22 protein-coding genes and 1 pseudogene are annotated in these 20,960 nt (G+C 75.1%); 14 read left to right on the forward strand and 9 right to left on the reverse strand.

Annotated features, from left to right (window positions below; translation table 11 throughout):
- The first annotated feature begins 106 nt into the window (after positions 1-106).
- A complete protein-coding gene (locus tag AB0M03_RS31965; protein ID WP_363497930.1) occupies positions 107-757 on the forward strand; it encodes a GNAT family N-acetyltransferase in 651 nt (216 codons plus the stop codon).
- On the opposite strand, the gene AB0M03_RS31970 is transcribed toward AB0M03_RS31965, so the two are convergent.
- The gene (locus AB0M03_RS31970) at positions 732-3,416 is read right to left on the reverse strand and encodes an AAA family ATPase (protein WP_363497933.1); all 2,685 of its coding nucleotides are present in this window, start codon (positions 3,414-3,416) and stop codon (positions 732-734) included. The genes AB0M03_RS31965 and AB0M03_RS31970 overlap by 26 nt on opposite strands.
- Positions 3,417-3,554: 138 nt before the next feature.
- Here AB0M03_RS31970 and AB0M03_RS31975 point away from each other — a divergent pair, with 138 nt between their 5' ends.
- Entirely contained in the window at positions 3,555-4,040 is a 486-nt protein-coding gene (locus AB0M03_RS31975) for a GNAT family N-acetyltransferase (protein WP_363497936.1), read from the forward strand.
- A 5-nt stretch (positions 4,041-4,045) separates the two neighbouring features.
- Positions 4,046-4,636, forward strand: a complete 591-nt coding sequence (locus AB0M03_RS31980; protein ID WP_363497939.1) for a dihydrofolate reductase family protein — start codon at positions 4,046-4,048, stop codon at positions 4,634-4,636.
- Between the two features lie 75 nt (positions 4,637-4,711).
- Here AB0M03_RS31980 and AB0M03_RS31985 read toward each other — a convergent pair whose 3' ends face one another.
- Entirely contained in the window at positions 4,712-5,314 is a 603-nt protein-coding gene (locus tag AB0M03_RS31985) for a hypothetical protein (RefSeq protein ID WP_363497942.1), read from the reverse strand.
- Positions 5,315-5,422: 108 nt separating this feature from the next.
- Here AB0M03_RS31985 and AB0M03_RS31990 point away from each other — a divergent pair, with 108 nt between their 5' ends.
- Positions 5,423-6,187, forward strand: a complete 765-nt coding sequence (locus tag AB0M03_RS31990) for a TetR/AcrR family transcriptional regulator C-terminal domain-containing protein (protein WP_363497945.1) — start codon at positions 5,423-5,425, stop codon at positions 6,185-6,187.
- Positions 6,188-6,600: 413 nt separating this feature from the next.
- Positions 6,601-6,822 (forward strand): annotated as a pseudogene (locus tag AB0M03_RS31995) (LuxR C-terminal-related transcriptional regulator); the annotation flags it as partial.
- Positions 6,823-6,912: 90 nt separating this feature from the next.
- On the opposite strand, the gene AB0M03_RS32000 reads toward AB0M03_RS31995, so the two are convergent.
- Positions 6,913-7,716: an exodeoxyribonuclease III gene (locus AB0M03_RS32000; RefSeq protein ID WP_363497948.1), complete on the reverse strand. Its 804-nt coding sequence runs from the start codon at positions 7,714-7,716 to the stop codon at positions 6,913-6,915.
- A gap of 254 nt (positions 7,717-7,970) precedes the next feature.
- Here AB0M03_RS32000 and AB0M03_RS32005 point away from each other — a divergent pair, with 254 nt between their 5' ends.
- Entirely contained in the window at positions 7,971-8,747 is a 777-nt protein-coding gene (locus AB0M03_RS32005; protein WP_363497950.1) for a GntR family transcriptional regulator, read from the forward strand.
- A gap of 93 nt (positions 8,748-8,840) precedes the next feature.
- On the opposite strand, the gene AB0M03_RS32010 is transcribed toward AB0M03_RS32005, so the two are convergent.
- Together AB0M03_RS32010 and AB0M03_RS32015 are read right to left on the reverse strand one after the other, a co-directional pair.
- A complete protein-coding gene (locus AB0M03_RS32010; RefSeq protein WP_363497953.1) occupies positions 8,841-10,001 on the reverse strand; it encodes an ROK family protein in 1,161 nt (386 codons plus the stop codon).
- 252 nt (positions 10,002-10,253) lie between these two features.
- Positions 10,254-10,961: a methyltransferase gene (locus AB0M03_RS32015; protein WP_363497956.1), complete on the reverse strand. Its 708-nt coding sequence runs from the start codon at positions 10,959-10,961 to the stop codon at positions 10,254-10,256.
- A gap of 134 nt (positions 10,962-11,095) precedes the next feature.
- Here AB0M03_RS32015 and AB0M03_RS32020 point away from each other — a divergent pair, with 134 nt between their 5' ends.
- Positions 11,096-11,521: a GNAT family N-acetyltransferase gene (locus tag AB0M03_RS32020; RefSeq protein WP_363497958.1), complete on the forward strand. Its 426-nt coding sequence runs from the start codon at positions 11,096-11,098 to the stop codon at positions 11,519-11,521.
- A gap of 19 nt (positions 11,522-11,540) precedes the next feature.
- Here the strand turns inward: AB0M03_RS32020 and AB0M03_RS32025 are convergent, their stop codons facing one another.
- A complete protein-coding gene (locus tag AB0M03_RS32025; protein ID WP_363497994.1) occupies positions 11,541-12,077 on the reverse strand; it encodes an XRE family transcriptional regulator in 537 nt (178 codons plus the stop codon).
- A 124-nt stretch (positions 12,078-12,201) separates the two neighbouring features.
- On the opposite strand from AB0M03_RS32025, the gene AB0M03_RS32030 reads away from it, so the two are divergent.
- The 4 genes from AB0M03_RS32030 (at position 12,202) to AB0M03_RS32045 (ending at position 14,153) form a co-directional block, all read left to right on the forward strand.
- Complete coding sequence (locus AB0M03_RS32030) at positions 12,202-12,927, forward strand: AzlC family ABC transporter permease (RefSeq protein ID WP_363497961.1); 726 nt, start codon at positions 12,202-12,204, stop codon at positions 12,925-12,927.
- On the forward strand, positions 12,927-13,235 hold the full coding sequence (locus AB0M03_RS32035) for an AzlD domain-containing protein (RefSeq protein ID WP_363497964.1): 309 nt from the start codon (positions 12,927-12,929) through the stop codon (positions 13,233-13,235). Before AB0M03_RS32030 ends, AB0M03_RS32035 begins: the two co-directional genes overlap by 1 nt.
- Before the next feature lie 79 nt (positions 13,236-13,314).
- Positions 13,315-13,635 carry a metalloregulator ArsR/SmtB family transcription factor gene (locus AB0M03_RS32040; RefSeq protein ID WP_363497967.1) on the forward strand — a complete coding sequence of 107 codons (321 nt, stop codon included), beginning with the start codon at positions 13,315-13,317 and terminating at the stop codon, positions 13,633-13,635.
- Positions 13,632-14,153 (forward strand): SRPBCC domain-containing protein, encoded by a 522-nt coding sequence (locus tag AB0M03_RS32045; protein ID WP_363497970.1) that lies wholly within the window; start codon positions 13,632-13,634, stop codon positions 14,151-14,153. The genes AB0M03_RS32040 and AB0M03_RS32045 overlap by 4 nt, the downstream gene beginning before the upstream one ends.
- Before the next feature lie 85 nt (positions 14,154-14,238).
- On the opposite strand, the gene bioD is transcribed toward AB0M03_RS32045, so the two are convergent.
- From bioD to bioB, 3 genes are read right to left on the reverse strand one after another with little or no spacing between them, the layout of a single operon-like run.
- Positions 14,239-14,967 carry a dethiobiotin synthase gene (gene bioD, locus AB0M03_RS32050; RefSeq protein WP_363497973.1) on the reverse strand — a complete coding sequence of 243 codons (729 nt, stop codon included), beginning with the start codon at positions 14,965-14,967 and terminating at the stop codon, positions 14,239-14,241.
- On the reverse strand, positions 14,964-16,259 hold the full coding sequence (locus AB0M03_RS32055; RefSeq protein WP_363497976.1) for an adenosylmethionine--8-amino-7-oxononanoate transaminase: 1,296 nt from the start codon (positions 16,257-16,259) through the stop codon (positions 14,964-14,966). The genes bioD and AB0M03_RS32055 overlap by 4 nt, the downstream gene beginning before the upstream one ends.
- Complete coding sequence (gene bioB, locus AB0M03_RS32060; RefSeq protein ID WP_363497979.1) at positions 16,259-17,506, reverse strand: biotin synthase BioB; 1,248 nt, start codon at positions 17,504-17,506, stop codon at positions 16,259-16,261. Before bioB ends, AB0M03_RS32055 begins: the two co-directional genes overlap by 1 nt.
- Before the next feature lie 199 nt (positions 17,507-17,705).
- On the opposite strand from bioB, the gene AB0M03_RS32065 reads away from it, so the two are divergent.
- The 3 genes from AB0M03_RS32065 (at position 17,706) to AB0M03_RS32075 (ending at position 20,897) form a co-directional block, all read left to right on the forward strand.
- Complete coding sequence (locus AB0M03_RS32065; RefSeq protein ID WP_363497982.1) at positions 17,706-18,557, forward strand: hypothetical protein; 852 nt, start codon at positions 17,706-17,708, stop codon at positions 18,555-18,557.
- Positions 18,558-18,921: 364 nt separating this feature from the next.
- Entirely contained in the window at positions 18,922-20,259 is a 1,338-nt protein-coding gene (locus AB0M03_RS32070) for a hypothetical protein (protein ID WP_363497985.1), read from the forward strand.
- Positions 20,256-20,897, forward strand: a complete 642-nt coding sequence (locus AB0M03_RS32075; RefSeq protein ID WP_363497988.1) for a hypothetical protein — start codon at positions 20,256-20,258, stop codon at positions 20,895-20,897. The genes AB0M03_RS32070 and AB0M03_RS32075 overlap by 4 nt, the downstream gene beginning before the upstream one ends.
- The last annotated feature ends 63 nt before the right edge of the window (positions 20,898-20,960 follow it).

Below are 20,960 nucleotides of genomic sequence, written 5' to 3' on the forward strand. Positions count from 1 at the left end.
CCAGCGAACGCGTGGCACCGAGGATCACGCAGACGCGTTCGGCTTCGGCCTCTCCTGCGCCGGAAACCACTTGTGACGTCCCGGACGATGCGTGCACGATGCGGCGGTGATCAACAGCGAACCCGTACCCTCCGTTGTCGCCCCCGGCCGGATGGCCGCGATGGAGCAGCCCGTGCTCGGCCTCCCCGGCGGCCTGGAGTTGCGTCCGTGGCGGCTCGACGACGCAGACGCCCTGGCGGCGGCCGGCCTGGACCCGGGCATCCGGCAGTGGAACCGGCTGGACGTGCCGTCGGCGGACGCAGCCCGCCGCCGGATCGAGCGCATGCACGAGCGTTGGCGGGCCGAGCAGGCCGCCGTCTGGGCCGTCGCCCGAGAGGACGGCGGCGAGGCACTCGGCCTGATCGGCTGGGGCCACCTCGACCTGGAGGAGGGCAGTGCCGAGATCGTCTACTGGCTGCTGCCCGCAGCCCGCGGCCGTGGCGCCGCCGTCGAGGCCACCCGCCGCCTCAGCCGGTGGGCCCTGGAGGACCTCGGCCTGCACCGGCTGACGCTCTGCCACTCCGTGGCCAATCCCGCCTCCTGCCGGGTGGCGGGGAAGGCCGGGTACGTCCTGGAGGGCACCATGCGCAGCGCGCTGCTGCATGCGGACGGATGGCACGACCAGCACCTGCACGCCCTGGTGCAGGGCGACCTCCGAGGACGAGCGCCCGTGCCGTCGGCCGGTGGCCGGATCAAGGGGACCCCGGGACTTCCGTGAGCTGGTCACGGGAGGTGACACCCAGTTTGGGGAAGGCGCGGTAGAGGTGGTGCCCGACGGTGCGGGGGCTGAGGAAGAGCTGGGCGGCGATCTCCCGGTTGCTGTGACCGGCGGCGGCCAGGCGGACCACCTCTCGTTCCTGCGGGGTGAGCCGGCCGAGCGGGGTGCCGGTGGCGCTGGTGGAGTCGATCACCTCGCCGGTGCCGCGGAGCTCGGCGCGGGCTCGTTCCGCCCAGGGCCGGGCCCCGGTCTTCTCGAAGGATTCCAGGGCCTCCCGCAGGACGCGCCGCGCGTCGGACCGGCGACGGCGGCGGCGGAGCCACTCGCCGTACAGCAGCCGGGTCCGGGCGAGCTCCAGGCCGCCGCCCGCACGCTCGCCGTGGGCGACGGCCGTGGTGAACAGGTCTTCGGCCTCCGCGTCCTCGGCGCCGAGGGCGCGGCAGCGGGCCGCCAGGGCGAGGGCGGCCGGCCGGCCGGACCGGTCGGCCCACCGCTCGACGCGCTCCGTGGCCCCGGCGCGTGTCGTGCCGGTGCGGGCCGCGGCCTCGACGAGGTCGGGCAGCAGGAAGGCGATCAGCACCGGCGGCCCCGCCGGGTGGCGGTCGGCCCGATCGAGGTGGACGAGGGCCGGTGCCGGGTCGCCCGCACCGAGGTGGGCCAGGGCGAGGGCCCGGTGGGCGTGGGCGGCGGCGGTGCCGAGATCGTGCCTTCCGGCATGGGCGAGTGCGGCTTCGGCCAGTTCGCGGCAGCGGGCCTCGTCCCCCTCCAGTGCCGCGCAGGCGGCGAGCGTGGTGCGCAGGTAACAGGCACGGTGGTCCAGCCCCGCGTACCGGGCGATGCGCAGCCCCTCGGCGGCCGTGCGGGCCGCCGGTTCGAGTGCGCCGAGCGCGAGGTGGGTCTCGGCGAGCAGGTGGAGGCAGGTCGCCTGCCAGCCGAGCAGACCGTGGGAGCGGCAGTGGGCGAGCAGGAGGTCGGCGAGTTCACGGGCGGTCCCGTGGTCGGCGAGCACGTGCGCCGCGTGCGCGGCCAGGAACCGTTCGCTGAACAGCACCCCGCGGTCGCGCGCCGCCCCGTCCGACGCACTCGCCGCAACGGGTTCGCCGCCGTAGAGGTCGGCCAGGGCGGCAAGGGTGCCGGAGGCTGCCGGGAAGGTGGCCCGTACCCGGGCGCGGACGCGCTCGATCAGGTCCGGTTCGCCCGCGGACTGGGCGGCGTGGAAGGCCTCGGTGAGGACGGCGGATCCGGCGCCGTCCACCGCGAGCAGGACTTCGACCGCGCGGACGGCGGATCCGGCGTTGAGTTCGAGCGCGGCCCGTACCCGGGCCAGTTCGGCAGTCGCAGGATCGTCCCGGCCCGGAACGGAGCCCCACGCGCCGGAGGTGTCGCCGCGCCGCAGGAGTGCGGCGACGCGCTGGAACTGGCCGGCATCGGCGGCCGCCTGTGCGGCGGCGGCAAGGCGGCGTCGGCGGTCCGCGAGGCCGGGGCTCAGCTGGGCCGCGCGTTCGTGGGCGGCCGACGCGCTCGCCATGCCCTGCCGGCCGCTGGCGCGTTCGGCGGCACGGTCGAGTTCCCGGGCCACCGTCTCGTCCGGGCCGGTGGCGGCTGCCGCGAGGTGCCAGGCGCGGCGGTCGGCGTGTGCCGCACCCACCAGCGTGTCCGCCAGGGCCCGGTGGGCGGAGATCCGGCGGGCCAGGGTGGCACTGCGGTAGGCGGCCGCGCGCACCAGCGGATGACGGAAGACCAGTGATGTCCCGTCGAGACGTATCAGGCCGGCGGTCTCGGCGGGTTCGAGCACGGCCACCGGGGCGTGGGTCGCGCCCAGTACGACGGCCAGTTCGCCCGTGTCGTCGGCGGCGGCGACGAGCAGCACGGAGCGGGTCTCCTCGGGCAGCAGGTCGATCCGTGTGCCGAAGGCGGCCCGCACCCGGCTGGACGGCGTGGGGTCTCCGGGCGTGGCCGGCAGCGGGCCGAGCAGCCCGGTGCGCTGGTCCTCGCTCAGTGCCCGGGGCAGTTCGATGAGGGCCAGCGGGTTGCCGCAGGCCTGGGCCGCGACCCGGTCCCGGACGTGCGGGGGCAGGTTCGCCCCCGCGTGTTCGGCGAGCAGCGCGGTCACGGCCTCCTGATCCAGGGCTTCGAGCCGCAGTTCCGGCAGGCCGAGCGGGCGGGGCTCGCGCATGGCGAGCAGCATCACGACGCCCTCGGCGTCCAGTCGGCGGGCGGCGAACGTCAGAGCGTCCAAGGACGCCTGGTCCACCCACTGTGCGTCGTCGACGAGACAGAGCACCGGATCCTCGCCCGCGTACTCCGACAGCAGTGTCAGGACGGCGAGGCCGGTCAGGAAGCGGTCGTGGCCGGTGGGCGCGGCCAGTCCGAACGCCGTTCGCAGCGCGTCGGCCTGCGGCCCGGGCAACTGGTCGAGCCGGTCGAGCGCGGGACGCAGCAACTGGTGCAGGGCGGCGAAGGGAAGTTCGGTCTCCGCTTCGATGCCGGTCATCCGCAGGACCCGGGCCGCGCCCGCGTCGGCCGCCAGGTGGTCCAGCAACGCGGTCTTGCCGATACCGGCCTCGCCGTGAACGACCAACGCACCGCTGACACCCTCCGCTGCCTGCAGGAGAAGGCTTCTGAGCTGGCCCGATTCAGCGGCCCGACCGTAGAGCATCCGGGGAGTCTACCCGGGCGCCGTAAGGCATCTGGCGTTGCGTTAGGTCATGGTGACCGATTCGCGGGCGGTCGTGGCGGGCCTACCGTCGTACCCGTTCGCCCCACTCGGCGACGACCACGAGGACACGGAGACGGAATGACACCGTTCAGCATCGAGACGGCGCGGCTGCGGCTGCGCCCGTACACCCACGAGGAAGCCGGGCGCGTGGCGGCGGGTGCCCGCCGGGAGAGCCACTGGAGCCCGGGCTTCCCGAGGCCCGACGACCAGGACGTCGCGCGGCTCCACCTGGCGACGCCGCCGGGTCAGCCGCTGTTCGGGCCGCTGCAGATCGTGCTGTTGAGCAACGACCTGGTGATCGGCGGCATTGGGTTCTTCGGCCCGCCGGACGAGGCGGGCGCGGTGGGGCTGGGGTACGGCGTCGCCCCGGAGGTCGAGGGCTGCGGCTACGCCACCGAGGCGCTGCGCGCCCTGCTGCACCGCGGCTTCGCCGAGGGGAGCGTACGGCGGGTGCTCGCGGACACCGCCCACGACAACGTCGCCTCCCAGCGGGTCCTGGAGAAGGCAGGCCTGCGCCGGATCTCCTCCGACGAGAACCTCCACTACTACGCCGTCGAAGGATGATCTTCATGCGCACACTGACCTACTACGTCGCCACCACGCTCGACGGGTTCATCGCCGGCCCGGACGGGGGCGACCCGAGCGCGTCCGACGGGTTCTTCAACGTCACGCCCGACTACCTGGAGCACATCGTCGCGCACTACCCGGAGACGCTGCCGGCCCCCGCCCGCGCGGCGCTGGGGGTGACCGCGCCCGGCACGCGCTTCGACACCGTCGTGGAGGGGCGCCGCTCGTACCAGATCGGGCTGGATGCCGGCATCACCGACGCCTATCCGCACCTGCGGCACTACGTCTTCTCCCGCAGCCTCGCCGAGAGCCCGGATGCGGCCGTCGAGGTGGTCTCCACCGACCCGGCGGCGAAGGTGCGCGAGCTCAAGGCCGAGGAGGGCAAGGGGATCTGGTTGGTCGGCGGCGGCGAGCTGGCCGGGGCCCTCTACCCGGAGATCGACGAACTCGTGCTCAAGGTCAACCCGGTCGTCGTCGGCGCGGGCATCCCCCTGTTCGCGGGGAAGACCGAGGCCGATCCGCGCGCGTTCACGCTGACCGGCCACACGGTGCTGTCCAGCGGGGTCGCGTTCCTCACCTACGGGCGTGCCTGACGACCGGCCGTGAGGAGCTCCGGCGGTTCGTCCACCGGGAGCGCCGCGCCATCGTGGCGCGGGCTTCATCGGGGCCTACCCGGAGGTGCGGCCGGCCGATGCCGGGGCGGGGGAGGAGGGGGCGGGCCGATGGTTCGCGGCCGGCAGGATCCGGTCCAGCAGCAGCCCGGAGAGGGCGCTGAAGGCCAGCGCGCCGGTGGCGCCGAAGACGGTGAAGCGGGCTCCGACGCCGACCCCGGCCAGGGCGGTCACACTCCAGCCGGTCGCCCAGAGCGGCGGCAGGGCGAGCGCCCAGGCCCAGCGCCGGACGGCGTCCCGGGGCAGCGCGAGGGCCTGGGCGGGGCCGAGCAGCAGCCCGGTGAACGCGCCCATCACGGCCAGTGCGCCCGGCGAGGTCCGGTAGCCGACCACGGCGGCGCCCAGAGCCAGCCCGAGGGCCATGCCGGCGCCGGTGGCGGGAACCCAGCGGCGCGGGTCGAGCCGGCGGCGGGCGGCCAGGCTCTGGCCGAGGCCGAGCACCAGGCCGGTGACGGCGCCGCCGGCCATCGCGGCGGGAAGCGAGTCGACGGGCCCGGCCACGGCGCGGCCGGCCAGCCCGGAGACCGGGAAGGCGAGGAATCCGGCGGTCCACCAGGCCCAGGAGCGCGACGGCCGGCGGAGGCGCGAGATCGGTGACATGCGGCTCACTCCATTTCTGTACGGTGTGCAAATAAAGTACGGTGTGCAGAAATGAAAGTCAACGCGGAGCCCGAGGCACAGGGACCGCAGCGGAGAGGAGCGCAGGCGATGGCGGAGCGGGCGGCGGGGCCGGGACGGGTCGGGCGGCGGCGGGCGCTGGACGAGGCCGAGGTGGTCGACGCCGCACTGCGCCTGCTGGACCGGGGCGGAGTCGAGGCGGTCTCGGTACGCGGCGTGGCGGCCGGGATCGGCGTCGCGCCCAACACCGTCTACACGTACTTCCCGGACAAGGCGGCGCTGCTGCGGGCACTGGCCGAACGGGTGCTGGCGGAGGTGGACCACGCCGCGGCCGGATCCGCGGGCCTGCCCTGGCGGGACCGGGTGCACGCGCTGGCGGCCGACCTCAGGGCCCGGCTGCTGGCCCGGCCCGGCGCGGTGGGACTGCTGCTGTCGGCGCCGATGGACGGCCCGCACGCGCTGGCCCTGGGCGAGACCCTGCTCGCCGTGCTCGGCGAAGCCGGGCTGGCCCCCCGCGAGGCGGCCCGGGCCTGCTACCTGCTGATCGTGCAGGTGCTGGGTTCGGTCGCGCTGGAGGTGGCGGAACTGGAGGAGGGCCCGGTGCCGGCCGAGCGGGAACGTGTCGCCGCCCGCCGCGAGGCCCTGCGCGCAGTGCCCGCCGAGCACTTCCCGCGCACCGCCGCGATGGCCGACACCGTGGCCGAGTACATCTCCACCGAGCAGTTCACCTGGTCGATCGACCGCGTCCTGGACGGCCTGACGGCCGTCCGCCCCGCCCCGACGGGCGACGCCCCCGGCACGGACGGGACCGGCGCCCCCGGCACGGGCACCCCGGGCCGCGGGCGCCGGTCCTGAGGGAGCGCCGCCCGGGACGCGGCGGGCCGAAGGGTTGACGAACCATCACCGCTCGCTCGGGAGCCGGCGGCTGGGGCGGGCGGCTACCGGACCGACAGCCGGTAGGTTCTCCAGCCGACGACCAGGTGGAAGCCGATCAGGGCGAAGACGCCGAGAGCTGCCGTCGGAGATCCCGGGCGCCGGGGCCGGCCCGGTCGGCCTCGCCGAACGGGTCGACCTGGTCGGCGGACGGCTGGAACACGGCCGGCTCCCCGGCGGGGACTTCCGGCTCCTGGCCCGGCTGCCGTGGCCGCGATGACCGGTCCGGTCCGCCTCCTGATCGTGGACGACGATCCGCTGGTCCGCGCCGGGCCGGCCGTCATGCTGGGCGGCACACCCGAGGTGAGCCTGGTGGGGAGGCCGCCGACGGCGCCCGGCAGCACCGTGCCCGGACCGCGCTGGCCGGACCGAGCCGACGCGAGCGGGAGGTGGCCGCCGCGGTGGGCCGGGGCTGCTCCAATGCCGAGATCGGCCGCGAGCCCCACATGAGCGTGGCCACCGCCAAGGCCCACGTCTCCTCGATGCTCACCAAGCCGGGCCCCAACAACCGCACCCAACTGGCCATCCTCGTCCACGACGCCGGACCGGCCGCCTGACGGCCCGGCCGCCCCGGACGTCGACCGTGGCACCCGGCCCCCGGTCGGAGGAGTCAGGTGCGGCTCACGACGTCCTTGACGGCCGTCGGGTCAGAACCTGCGGTCGTAGTGCACGGTGACGGGAGCGTGGTCGGACCAGCGCTCGCCGTGGGCGGCGGCGCGCTCGACGACGGCGTCGTTGGCGCGGGCGGCCAGGCCGGCGGAGGCGATGTGGTAGTCGATCCGCCAGCCGGAGTCGTTGTCGAAGGCGCGGCCGCGGTAGGACCACCAGGTGTAGGGGCCGGCCTGGTCGGGGTGGAGGGCGCGGACGACGTCCACGTAGCCGACGTCGTCGAAGAGGCGGGTCATCCAGGCGCGCTCCTCGGGCAGGAAGCCCGCGTTCTTCTGGTTGGCGCGCCAGTTCTTGAGGTCGTCCTCGCGGTGGGCGATGTTCCAGTCGCCGCAGACCAGCACCTCGCGCCCGTCCTCCGCGGCGCGGCGGCGCAGCGCGTCCAGGTGGACGAGGAACTCCGCCATGAAGCGTTCCTTCTCGTCCTGGCGCTCGGTGCCGACCTCGCCGGAGGGCAGGTAGAGGCTGGCGACGGTGAGGCCCGGGAGGTCGATCTCGGCGTACCGGCCGGAGCTGTCGAACTCGGTCGAGCCGAAGCCGATCGCGGTGCGCTCGGGCTCGCGGCGCGACAGCACGGCGACGCCGGCCCGGCCCTTGGCGGCAGCGGGCGCCCACACCGCGTGCCAGCCCTCCAGGTCGCGGATCCCGGCCGGCAGCTGGTCCGGCTCGGCGCGGACCTCCTGGAGGCAGACGACGTCGGCCTTGGTGCCGGTGAGCCACTCGACGAGGCCCTTCTTGGCGGCTGCGCGGATGCCGTTGACGTTGACTGTTGAAACCACGATCACCCCCGGAGGGTACCGTCCGGCCCGCCGGATCGGTGATGTGGTCGCTTCCCGCTGTGGCGCAGATCACGAACGATCGTTCACTGTCCGAACTCCGGTCGAGGTCGGTCATTGGTCTTGACCATCTCCTCCGCCACCCCCTAGGGTCGCTTACTGCAAAGACCTTTAATAAAGAAGGACGGATAAAGCCCACCCTCCCCACCTGCCGAAACCGGGCGGGGGTCGGGCGGCCCCACACCTTCAGGGCGGAGGACACGGTGGCGCAAGCAGGACAGCTCACGGCGGCTCCCGAGCCGAAGTACTGGCACCTGCGCACCGTCCTGGTGCGCACCATCGACTCGGAGTTCTCCGCCGGTCAGGTGCTGCCCAACGAGCGCGAGCTCGCCGCCCGCTTCGGCGTGGCCCGGGCCACGCTGCGCCAGGCCCTCGACCAGCTGGAGCTGGAGGGCCGGCTGGTCCGCCGCCGCGGCATCGGCACCGTGATCGCCGCTCCGCGGGTCGGCGTGCCGGTGAGCAGCAGCGAGGAGGGCTGGCCGAGCGCCTCGCGCAACCAGTCCTGGCGGATCGTCGACTGCACCAGCGCCCCCGCCTCCGCGCGCCTGGCCGCCGACCTCGGCGTCCTGCCGGGCGAGACGGTGCACACCGTGCGCCGCCTGCGCCTGGTGCAGGGCCGCGTGATGGCCACCGAGTCGCTGCACGTGCCGGACTCGGCCGTCCCGCACCTGCCGGCCCTGCCGCAGCTGGTCGGCTCCGCCGAGGGCGAGCGCGCCCGCTCGGTGCTCCGCCAGCTGGAGCGCGCCGGCGTCGACGGCGAGTCCCGCACGGTCGAGCTGGGCGTCGCCGAGGCCGAGCAGGCCGCCCTGCTGGAGCGCCCGCCGGGCACCCCGGTGCTGGTGGTCACCACCGTGTACGCCTCCGCCGGCCGCCAGATCGCCCGCGCGGTGTGCACCTACCGGGCCGACACCTGCAAGCTCACCTTCGGCGAGGCCGGCGCGGTCGAGGTCACCCCGGTCGAGGCGGTCCGCTCCGCCTGACACCTGCTCACCGCGCGACGCCTGTTCGGAGCCGGAACACGGGCCCGTCCGGCACCGGACGGGCCCGCCTGCCGTCGCCCGCCGGACGGCGGGTCAGCGCCCGCCCGCCCCCGGCGGGTCGACGGCGAACAGCTGCTCCTCGACGAGGTCCAGGGCCACCCGCAGCGCCCCGGTCGCGACGACCTCCGTACCGAGCGCGGCCAGCGCCACCTCGGGCGCCCGCAGCGTGAACCGGCCGAGCCGTTCGCGCAGCGGCTCCAGCACGCCGTCCAGCCCGGCCGCCCAGCCGCCGACCACCACCAGCTGCGGGTCCAGGGCGAGGACGAGCGCCGCCACGTCGTGCACCAGCCGCCGCAGGAACCGGTCCATGGCGTCCCTGGCGACCTCGTCGCCCTCCCGGGCCAGCCGCAGCACCCGGGCCACGGCGGCCTCGTCCAGCGGGTCGAGCGGCTTGCCGGTGGTGGACAGCAGCCGCTCCGGGGTGGCCTCCTGGCCGAGCAGGTGGAGGGCGCCGATCTCGCCGGCCGCGCCGCCGTAACCGCGGTGCAGCCGGCCGTTGATCAGCGAGCCCGCGCCCGGGCTGAGGCCGGCCATGACGAAGACGACGTCGCCCTTGCCGACCGCGGCGCCCTTCCAGTGCTCGGCGATGGCGGCGAGGTTGGCGTCGTTCTCGATGACGACGGGGCAGCGGAACGAGCGGCGCAGCCGGGCGCCGAGGTCGAGCCCCGTCCAGCCGGGCATGGCGGTGCTGAGCCGGACGGTGCCCTCGCCGTCGACGATGCCGGGGGTGCCGACGGCGACCGCCCACAGGTTGTCCCGGGAGACGCCGGTCTTGCGCAGCACCTCGGCGACGGTCGTCCGCGTGACGCCGAGCCGATCCTCCGCGTCGAGGGTCTCGTCGACGGGCTTGGCGTGGACGGCGAGGATCTCGCCGCTGAGGTCGGCGAGGACCACCCGGACGTCGTGCACGCCGATCTCGATGCCGAGCGCGTGCCCGGCCTCCGCGCGGAACCGGAACCAGCGGGCGGGCCGGCCGCGCCGTCCGCCGCCGTCCTGGCCGTGCTCGACCTCGGCGACCAGCCCGGACTCCATCAGCCCCTCGATGACGCCCTCGACGGTGGGCCGGGACAGCCCGGTGTCGCCGACGAGCTGCGTCAGGGTGACGGTCTGTCCGTCGCGCAGCGCCCGCAGGGTGACCGCCGCGTTGATCCGACGCAGCAGCGAGGAGTCGCCTCCGGTGAGCCGATCCGCCAAGTCGCTGCCCTTCCCGCGTTCGCGCGACAGCTCTGGCGCGCGGTGCCGAGTGCGCGGTGACCTCCGTCTGCCCCGCGAGAGTCGCCGCGGGGCAGCACGGCACATCGGTGTGCGCGCACCGCGCCCCGGGGCGTCAGCCGGATGGTACTCGGGCACCCCGCGCGCCGCGAGCGTTTCCGCAGCTCATCACGGCTTCGGTATCTAAACGGTACGAAGGCGGTGACGCTCGGGCACCGGAGCCCGCGGGCGGGCTCAGCCGGTGAGCCGCCAGACCACCGAGGTCTTCACCGGGGCGTCCTCCAGGTCGGCGACCACCGGCACCCGGTAGGAGGCGACCTCGGTGAAGTGCTCGCGCGGCAGGTACGCCCGGCCCGGGTCGCCGACCAGCACCAGGGCGCCGCGGGCGCGGGCCCGCCGGAGGAACGGCAGCACGCGCAGCGCCATGCCCCGCTCGTAGAAGACGTCGCCGGCCAGCACCACCTCGGCCGGTGCGCCGTCGCCGTCCAGCAGGTCCACGCAGTGCGCGGCGATCGGCACCCCGTTGGCCCGGGCGTTGAGGCCGATCGCGGCCACCGCGTACGGGTCGATCTCGGCGGCGGTGACACCGGCCGCACCGCGCAGGGCGCAGGCGATGCCGACCAGGCCGGAGCCGGACGCGAGGTCCAGCACGGAGCGGCCCGCGACGGACTCCGGGTGGTCGAGCACGTACCGGGCGACGGCCTGGCCGCCGGCCCAGGCGAAGCCCCAGAACGGCGGCGGCAGCCCGATCTCGCCCTTGGCGGACTCCGTCCGCTCCCACAGGCCGATCGCCTCCTCGGCCAGGTGCAGCCGCACCTCCGGCACGAAGGGGACGGCGCCGACCGCGGTCTGCGCGCGGACGAACTCCTCCGCCTCGGCGGAGTCGTCCGGGGCGGAGGCGGCGGGGTCTGCTGCGGGATCTGCGGTGGGTGCGGTCGGCACGGTGCTCCTCGCGGGGTGTCGCACAGGCGGGGGGTGGACCGAGCCTACGGGACGGGTGACACGAGGTCAGCCCGGCCCGTCCCACCCTGTGGAATGTCCTGTCCGCCCGGAGCGCGCCTGTTAGACAGGGGCGCATGACCGAGATCGCGATCCGTACCGCGCGCCCCGACGAGATCCCCGCCCTGCTCGCCTTCTGGTCCCGCGCCGCCGAGGGCACCAGCATCACGGACGACGAGGCCGGCGTGGCCCGGCTGATCGAACGGGACCCGGAGGCGCTGCTGGTCGCCGAACTCGACGGGGTGCTCGCGGGCACGGTGGTCGCCGGGTTCGACGGCTGGCGCTGCCACCTCTACCGGCTGGCCGTGGACCCGGAGCTGCGCCGCCGCGGGGTCGGCAGCGCGCTGATCGCGGCGGCCGAGCGGAGGTTCGCCGGGCTGGGCGGTCGCCGGGTGGACGCGATGGTGCTGGAGCGCAACGCCCTCGGGCAGAGCGCCTGGGCCGGGGCGGGCTACCGGCGCGAGGAGCACTGGCGCCGCTGGGTGCGCCCGCTGACCGACTGAGCCGGGCCCGCCCGGCCGGTCAGACGTGCTCCATGGTGAGCGTGGCCGTGGTGCCGGGCTCCAGCGCCTCGAAGACGTGCGGTGCGTCGCCGGGGTAGGAGATGTAGTCCCCCGGGCCGAGCTCGACCGGGGCGTCGGCCGGGCCGACCAGGGCCCTGCCGCTGCCGAGCACCACGTGCTCGACCGATCCGGGCAGGTGCGGGTCGGAGAGCCGGGCCCCGCCGGGCCGGGCGTCGATCCGGTAGATGTCCCGGCGGGCGTTCGGCGGGCAGGAGGCGAGCAGGGTGGCCGCGTAGTCGGCGCGCTCGGAGTACGTGACCGGGCCCTCGCCCGCCCGGACGACCCGGATCTGCGGCCGCGGCGGGTCGACCAGGCGGCTGAACGGCACGTCGAGGGCGGCGCCGAGCGCCCACAGCGTTTCCACGCTGGGGTTGCCGGCACCGGCCTCCAGCTGCGAGAGCGTGGACTTGGCGATGCCGGCCCGGCGGGCCAGCTCGGCCATCGAGAGGCCGGCCCGTTCGCGCTCCCGGCGGATCGAAGCGGAGATCAGCGTGATCAGGTCCTGCGAGGACCGGTGGCCGCCGACCGCCGGCGTGTTGTCCGCGTCGTCCACGTGTTCGCTCCAGACTGCTGTCCGTTCGGCTTGACGAACGCCGAGGTTGCTGTTCATTCTACTGGACATGCGTTCGGCATTGCGAACACTCGATCGTGGCACGCTCCGCGACATCGCCCTGGTCTGTCTCGCCGACGCCCTCGTCGGCGCCTCCTTCGGCGCGATCGCCGTCTCCGGCGGCCTGCCGCCGTGGGTGCCGGTCGCCATGTCCGTACTGGTCTTCGCCGGCGGCTCGCAGTTCGCCGCGGTCGGCGTGGTGCTGGCCGGCGGCGGCCCGATCGCCGCCGTCGTCACCGGCTTCGTCCTCAACGCCCGGCTGCTGCCCTTCGGCTTCGCCGTCGCCGACGTGCTCGGCGGCCGGTGGCGCGACCGGCTGCTCGGCGCCCACGTGCTCACCGACGAGTCCACCGCCTTCACCCTCCGGCAGCGCGACCCGAAGGCCCGCCGCGCCGCCTACTGGGTCTGCGGCCTCGCCCTGTTCGCCGCCTGGAACATCGCCGTCCTGCTCGGCGCCCTCGCCGGCGGCGCCATCGGCGACACCGACGCGCTCGGGCTGGACGCGGCCTTCCCCGCCGTCCTGCTCGCCCTGGTGCTGCCCTCGCTCACCGACCGCTCCGTCCGCAACCCGGCCCTGGCCGGTGCGGTGCTCGCGGTCGCCGCCACCCCCTTCCTGCCGCCCGGCCTGCCCGTACTGCTGGCGCTCGCCGCCCTCGTCCCGGCCGTCCGCACCGTACTGCGCCGCACGCCCGCGCCCGCCGCCCGGGCCGCCGAACCCGCCGGGGAGGCCCGCTGATGCCGCTCTTCGCCGTCCTGCTGCTCGCCGCCGGCACGTACGCGCTCCGGCTGGCCGGCCCCGTCCTGCGCGACCGCCTGCACCTCTCCGAGGGGCTGGAGCGGCTGCTCTCCACCGCTGCCGCGGTCCTGCTGGTCGCCCTGGTGGCGACCGCCGCGCTCACCCAGGGGCAGGGCTTCGCCGGCTGGGCCCGCCCGGCGGGGGTGCTGGTCGCGGGCGTGCTGGTGCTGCGGCGGGCGCCGTTCCCGCTGGTGGTGGTCGCGGCCGCGGCGACCACGGCGCTGCTGCGGCTGGGCGGCGTGTCCTGAGGTTTCCGGCGGCGGATTCCCGGCGGCGTGCCGGGCCGAGCGGTGGACATGTGACCAAATGGTCACCTATTCTGGAGCCGTGCCCGATGACGACCAGGTGTTCAAGGCGCTCGCCGACCCGACCCGGCGCTTCCTCCTCGATCTGCTGTTCGCCCGCGACGGGCGGACACTCACCGAACTGGAGTCCGAGCTGGAGATGACGCGCTTCGGCGTCATGAAGCACCTGCGCGTGCTGGAGGACGCCGGGCTCGTCGTGACCCGCAAGTCGGGCCGCGAGAAGCTCCACTTCCTCAACTCCGTGCCGATCCGGCTCATCCACGACCGCTGGATCGACAAGTACACCGAACGCCACGTGACCGCACTTGCCGCCCTGAAGGCAGAGTTGGAGAAGGACACATGAGCGGGACCGAGCCCGCGGCGACCACCCAGGTCTACCGCGTGTACATCAAGGCCGCCCCGGAGCAGGTCTGGGACGCCATCACCAAGCCCGAATGGACCGACCGCTACGGCTACGGCGGCCTCACCGACTACAACCTCACGCCCGGCGCCCCCTACCGCACCCGCCCCAGCCAGGCGATGGTGGACGGTGCCGAGGCGGGCGGCTTCACCGTCCCCGACACCGTCATCGACGGCGAGGTCGTCGAGGCGGACCCGCCGCACAAGCTGGTCCTGACCTGGCGGATGCTCATGGACCCGCGGCTCGTCGCCGAGGGCTTCACCCGCCTCACCTACGAGCTGGTCGAGAAGAACGGCTCCACCCGGCTCACCGTCACCCACGAACTGGCCGGCGCCCCGCAGCTCGCCGCCCTGGTCAGCGGCTCCTTCGACGACGAGGAGATGGGCGGGGGCGGCGGCTGGGCCTGGGTCCTCAGCGACCTCAAGTCCCTCCTGGAGACGGGCAAGACGCTCGCCGAGTAGGACCCGGTGCCCCGGCGGACCGGCCAGTGCTTTTTCAGGGGCGCGTGGGAGGTACCCCCACAGGCCCCTGTCGGTTTCCCGGTGCCTACGGGGCCGTGTGGGCGGCCGTGAAGGCTGCCGCGTCCCAGGTACCGCCGAGGGCGGGCGCCAGGGAGGTGCGGGCCGCCGTGACGAAGGGGTCTCCGCCGGTGGCGGTGCAGCCGGCGGGGAGTGCTCCCAGGAGCGGTGCGCCTGCGGCCACCGGCAGGTCGGCCAGGTTGCAGCGCATCGCCAGGTCGGGCTCCCGCGGCCAGGCGCCGATCACCACGCCGTGCAGCGGCAGGCCGCGGGCGGCCAGTGCCTCCGCGGTCAGTGCGGTGGTGTTGAGCGTGCCGAGCCCGGCGGTCGCCACCACCAGCACGGACGGTTCCAGGCCGAGCCCGGCCGCCGCGATCGCCATGTCGGCGAGCGTGTGCCCGTCCTCGTCGTAGCGGACGAGGAGGCCGCCCGCGCCCTCGACCAGCACCAGGTCGTGGTCCTTCGCCAGTTCGGCGACGGCCTCGGCGGCCTGCTGCGGGCGGACGGTGGGCAGGCCGGCCCGCCGTGCCGCCGTGTCGGGGGCGAGCGGCTCCGGGTAGCGGGCGAGTTCGCGCAGCGTGAGGTCGCGCCCGGTGAGCCGGGCGACCTCGCCGGCGTCGCCGGGTTCGGCGGGCCCGACCCCGGTCTGGCCGGGCTTGAGGACGGCCACCGGCCCGGTGGCGAGGGCGGCGACCGCGGCGGTGACGACGGTCTTGCCGACCTCCGTCCCGGTGCCGGTCACGAAGAGGACGGTCATCCGGCCACCGCCGCGGCCGCGACACCGGCGGTGATCCGGGCCAGGTCCTGATCGTTCGTCACATAGGGCGGCATGGTGTAGACGAGGTCGCGGAAGGGCCGCAGCCAGACGCCCTCGCGGGCGGCGGCCGCGGTGGCGGCGGCCATGTCGACCGGGTGGTCGAGCTGGACGACGCCGATCGCGCCCCGCACCCGCACCTCGCGCACCCCGGGGGCGTCCGCGACGGGGGCGAGCCCGGCGGCGAGGCCGGCCTCGAGCCGCTTGACCTCCAGCTGCCAGTCCTGGCCGAGCAGCAGGTCGATCGAGGCGTTGGCGACGGCCGCGGCCAGCGGGTTGCCCATGAAGGTGGGGCCGTGCGCCAGCACCGGCATCTCGCCGCGGCTGATGCCGTCCGCGACCTCCGCCGTGCACAGCGTCGCCGCCATCGTCAGGTAGCCGCCGGTCAGCGCCTTGCCGAGGCACATCACGTCGGGCGACACCCCGGCGTGGTCGGCGGCGAAGAGCGCGCCGCTGCGGCCGAAGCCGGTGGCGATCTCGTCGAAGACCAGCAGCACGCCGTGCTCGTCGCACAGCTCGCGCAGCAGCCGCAGGTAGGCGGGGGAGTGGAAGCGCATGCCGCCGGCGCCCTGCACCACGGGCTCCACGATCACCGCGGCCAGCTCGCCGGCGTGCCGCTCGACCAGGTCGGCGAGCACGCCCGCGTACGCCTCGTCGAGCGGGGCGTCGAAGCCGCCCGGCGGCTCGGGGGCGAACAGCTGGTGCGGCAGCACCCCGCCCCACAGGTGGTGCATCCCGCCCTCGGGGTCGCAGACCGACATGGGGTGGAAGGTGTCGCCGTGGTAGCCGCCGCGCCAGGTCAGCACCCGGCGCTTGGCCGGGCGGCCGACCGACTGCCAGTACTGCAGGCACATCTTCAGCGCGACCTCGACCGAGACCGATCCGGAGTCGGCGAGGAACACGTGCCGCAGCGGCTCCGGGGTGATCTCGACCAGCTTCGCCGCGAGCCGGACGGCGGGCTCGTGGGTGAGCCCGCCGAACATCACGTGGCTCATCCGGCCGAGCTGCTCGCGCACGGCCTCGTCCAGCACCGGGTGCCGGTAGCCGTGGATCGCCGCCCACCAGGAGGACATGCCGTCGATCAGCTCGTCGTGTCCGCCTGCCGGTTCGGCGAGCCGCAGCCGCACCCCGGACGCGGACTCCACCACGTACGGGGTGACGGTGCCGGGCATGGGCCCGTACGGGTGCCAGACGTGCGCCCGGTCGAGGTCGAGCAGGTGCTGGACGTCGGCCATCAGGCGTTCGGGGCCAGCTCGGTGCCCGCACCGCGCCGGCGCACCCGGACGAGGTCGGTCCGGGCCTCGTCCGAGGACTCCGCCGCAATGGCCGCCGCGACCTCCGCGGCGACGTCCGCCGCGGTCTCGGCCGGCTCGGCGTGCCCGCCGCACGGGCCGCAGCCGCCGGTGCCGCAGGCGTGCGCCTCCGTGCCGCACGGCGATGCGGAGGCACCGCCGCAGCCGCCGGCCGCCACCGCGTCGGCGCGGTGCCGGGGCAGGGTCCGCTCGTCGGCGCCCTCGACGGTGAAGCCGGCGTCCTTGATCATGTCGAGGTCGGCCTGGCCGGCCTGGCCCTCGCTGGTCAGGTAGTCGCCCAGGAAGATCGAGTTGGCGATCTCCAGGCCGAGCGGCTGCAGCGAGCGCAGGTGCACCTCGCGGCCGCCGGCGATCCGCACCTCGATGTCCGGGCAGACGAAGCGGACCATCGCCAGGATGCGCAGGCAGCGCTGCGGGGTGAGGTTCCACTCCTGCGCCAGCGGCGTGCCCTCGAACGGGATCAGGAAGTTCACCGGCACCGAGTCCGAGCCCAGGTCGCGCAGCGCGAAGACCACGTCCACCAGGTCCTCGTCGCGCTCGCCCATGCCCGCGATCAGGCCGGAGCAGGCGGACAGGCCCGCGCCGTGCGCCTTCTGCACGGTGTCCACCCGGTCCGCGTAGGTGTGGGTGGAGGTGATGTCGCCGTACGTCGCCTCGGAGGTGTTCAGGTTGTGGTTGTACGCGTCGGCACCGGCCGCCTTCAGCCGCTCCGCCTGGTTGTCGGAGAGCAGGCCCAGGCAGGCGCACACCTCGACCTGCGCGTCGGCGTCCTTGATGGCGGCGATGGTGTCGGCCACCCGGTCGATGTCACGGTCCGTCGGGCCGCGGCCGCTGGCCACCAGGCAGACCCGCTTCGCGCCGCCCGCAAGGCCCGCGGCGGCCGCCTCGGCCGCCTGCTCCGGCTTCAGCCAGGTGTACTTGAGGATCTCCGCCTTGGAACCGAGCCGCTGCGAACAGTACGAGCAGTCCTCCGGGCAGAGACCGCTCTTCAGGTTCACCAGGTAGTTGAGCTTCACCCGCCGGCCGAACCACTGGCGGCGTACCTTGCCGGCGGCCGCGACGACGTCGAGCAGTTCGTCGTCGGTGGTGGCGAGGACGGCCAGCGCCTCCTCCCGGGTGGGCAGTTCCCGGCGCAGGCCCTTGGCGGTGAGGGTGTCGAGCAGATCCATGCGCCCGATCCTGCCCGTGCCGCGTCGCGTTCCGCCAGAGGGAACCCGCCAGAAGATCCGCTCGGCGGTGTGCGAGTTGTCACAGTGTCGCCGCACAGGGTAGTGGCGCAGGTCACGTACGCCCCCTTCGTGCGCGCAGCGCCCCCAGGGCAGGGCCCTCCCTCCGGGCCCGGCTGATCATCTGCTTAGAATCTCCCGCATGACCACGCAGGGGGAACCCGACCAGACCGCGGCCGGACACGACGGCGAGACGCCCGCCGAGCCGCGCCGGCTCGGGCCCGGCCGGCGCCGCACGGCCCTGTGGTGCGCCCTCGTCGTGGCCGCCGCCGGCATCGGCTGGGTGGTCAGCCGCCCCAACCCCGGCGACCTCATACCCGGCCTCGGCAGCACCAGCGGCCAGTCCAAGAAGTCCCAGCCGGCCCCCGGCCTCGCCTCCGAGCAGCCGCTGACGGAGGCCCAGGCCTTCACCGCCGACCACTACTTCCCCGGCCAGCGCGCCGTCGACCAGAACGGCGTGCAGGCCCACCGCACCGCGTCCCACGAGGGCGGCGACTGCGCCGAGGTCCTGCTCGACCGCGAGAAGAACCCGCTCAAGGACACCGGCTGCCAGGCGTACGTCTCCGTCGGCTTCACCCATGCCGACCAGCAGGTCGTCACCAGCGTCACCGTGCTCCGCTTCGCCGACGAGCAGAGCGCCCAGAAGGCCCGGCAGGCCCTCACCGACCCGTCCGTGCTCGCCTTCATCACCGCCGAGTCCGACGCACCCTCACCGACTGCGAGCCCCTCGCCCAGCGTGACGGCCGGCACCACCGCATCCCCGGGCGCACCGACGTCCGGAGCCCCTGCCGGCCCCACGCCGCCGCCCACCGCGACGACGCCTCCGCCGAAGCCCGCCGACGTCACCCGTGTCGAGCCCGTCGGCCACTACCTGACGGTCACCGTCTCCCGCTACACCGACCGCCGCACCACCGTCGCCCCCGGCGACCTCACCCTGGACAAGGCCGCCCGGGCCCTCTCCTACGCCGCCCGCGCCCCCTTCCTCTGGATGTAGCGGGAGGTCGCCCGGGGCTCCGGCCGCCGCCGTCGGTGACGCAGCGTGCGGAAGGCCGTCGCCTGCACGCCGAAGCCGGTGGGCATCGCCACCGCGCCGGTGTCGTCACGGCTGACACCGGGTCAACCCTGATCGGGCCGACCACTCTCCGAGGCGGTCGGCCTTTCCGCAAATGGGTGGTGCGTGTACGTCCAGTGGGTGATGATGAGGAGTAGTGAGCAAGGAAGGGCGGTCGGTGATGACCCGACACCTGCGCCGCTCGGCCGGTAGGGCCCGGTGCGGCCCGGCCCGGCCGTCCGCTGCCGTCGACTCCCGCCCCGGGCGCCCCGCCGGGTAGGCCCGGGACCGCCCGTGGGTGGTCACGATGCTGCTGTTACGGACCGGCCGGCCGGTGGGCCGTGGTCTGACCGCGATGCTGCTCGGCTTCGTGGTCTGGGTGGCCTTCGCCGTACTGGCGCCGGGGGCCTGGGCCCAGTCGGTGTCGCTGTCCCAGCGGAGCGGACCCGTCGGTACGGAGGTCACCGCGACCGGCACCGGCTTCACCGGGTGCGTTGCCGGAGCGTCCGCCGTGCTGCTCTGGAACGGTTCGACCCCTGCGGGCGGGACCGCCTCCGTCAACTCTGCCGAGACGGTCACCGGAACCATGACCGTGCCCGCCACCGCCCCCGGCGAGTACACCATCACCCTGAAGTGCGCGGTCAAACCGGTGCTGAAGGAGACCTCGGAGCCGATCAAGTGGGTGACGGGCAGCGCCGCGTTCGTCGTGGAGGAGGACACGGCGGCCGAGAACGCCGACCTGACGCTGGACACGCAGCGCGGCCAGGTCGACAGCGCCTTCACCGCCTACGGCACGGGATTCGCCTGCTCCGGCGGCGAGGCGGTACTGGCCTGGGACGACGGCACCCGGCTCGCCACCGCTCTCACGGGGCCCGCGGGCGACTTCGAGCAGCCCGTCACCGTGCCGTCGGACGCGTCGCCCGGTGAGCACACCGTCGAGGCGTACTGCGCCCGGAACACCGAGGTCGGAGACCGGGAGGCGTTCACCGTGGACGGCGGTGGTGGCGGCGGGGCGACCGACGGGCCGACCCTCACCCTCGACCCCGGGAGCGGGGCGGCGGGGGAGCCGGTGGAGGCCGTCGGCACGGGGTTCTCCTGCGACGCCGGCGACGTCGAGCTCGCCTGGGAGGGCGCGAGCCTGCCGGTCAGCACCGCGGTCGACCCGGCGGGCGACTTCGCCGAGGTGGTGTCCGTGCCGGCCGAGGCGCAGGCGGGCACGTTGACCCTCACCGCCACCTGCCCGGCCTTCCCGGAGATGACGGACGACGCCGCGTTCACCGTGGAGCCGACCGGTGGCGGCGGCGGGAACGGCAACGGGAACGGCGGCGGAGGCGGCGGGAACGGCAACGGGGACGACGGGAACGGCGCGGGTGGCGGCGTCGGCAGCGGGTCCACGAACCCGGCCGCGGTGGTCGGCCCCGCCCTGGGCGGCGGTGTGCTGCTGGCCGCCGGTGCCGCGTACCTGTTGAACAGCCGCCGCGGGCCGCGCTGGGCGGACCGGCACATCCGGCTCGAACCCCACCCGGCCGGCGCCGCCGGTGCGGTCCTGATCGAGCACACCGACCGGGCCGGACCCAGCCGCACCGTCCGGCTGGAACCGCGCCCGGCCCCCGGCAACCCCACCATCGAGGAGACGGACCCATGACCACGACCACGGCAGCGGAGCCGGTCACCCTGCGGGACTTCCTGTTCGACCCCGGACGGGAGAACCCGGTCGACGCGATCGCCGGATCGCTGCACGAGCAGGGAACGGTCAGCGGCCTGGTCGACGGTGTCCGCGGACTCACCGCCTCCGCCGGGCGCGCCGTGGAGGGCGAGGTCGCCGGGATGCTGGACGGCTTCCTCGGCCTCGAACTCCTCGACGTCGCGGCCGCCGGCTGGGGCCGCCACACCGAACTGCGGACCGCCGCCCGCCGGACCCGCGACACCCCCGACAGCGAGGAACTGGTGGCGATGGCCAGCCACCGCATCGCCTCCACCAACAGCCCGAGCGTGGCCCTGCTGCTGGACGGCGCCCAGCTCGGCAGCGTCACGATGGAGCTGTCGGTGAGGTTCGCGCTGGCCGGGCTGGTCGCGGTGGTGCGGCAGGGGCGCCTGGCGGCGGTGCGGTGCGGGCACTGCACGGTGACCGGGGCCCTGGCGGTCGAGCGGCACGTCGTCGCCCGGCGGGAGCGCAGGTTCGACCTGCCGGGTGCGGTGGAGCTGCGGCACGGCGTCGAGCTGCTCCCCGCGGACGAGCGGGACGCACCGACCGTGCAGCGGCAGGCACCTCCGCCGCGATGAGGCCCAGGGGCGCGGGGGGGGGGCCCCCCCCCGCCGGCCGGGGGGGGGCCCCCCCCCCCCCGC

This window comes from Kitasatospora sp. NPDC051914, from assembly GCF_040680995.1.
GTDB lineage: Bacteria > Actinomycetota > Actinomycetes > Streptomycetales > Streptomycetaceae > Kitasatospora.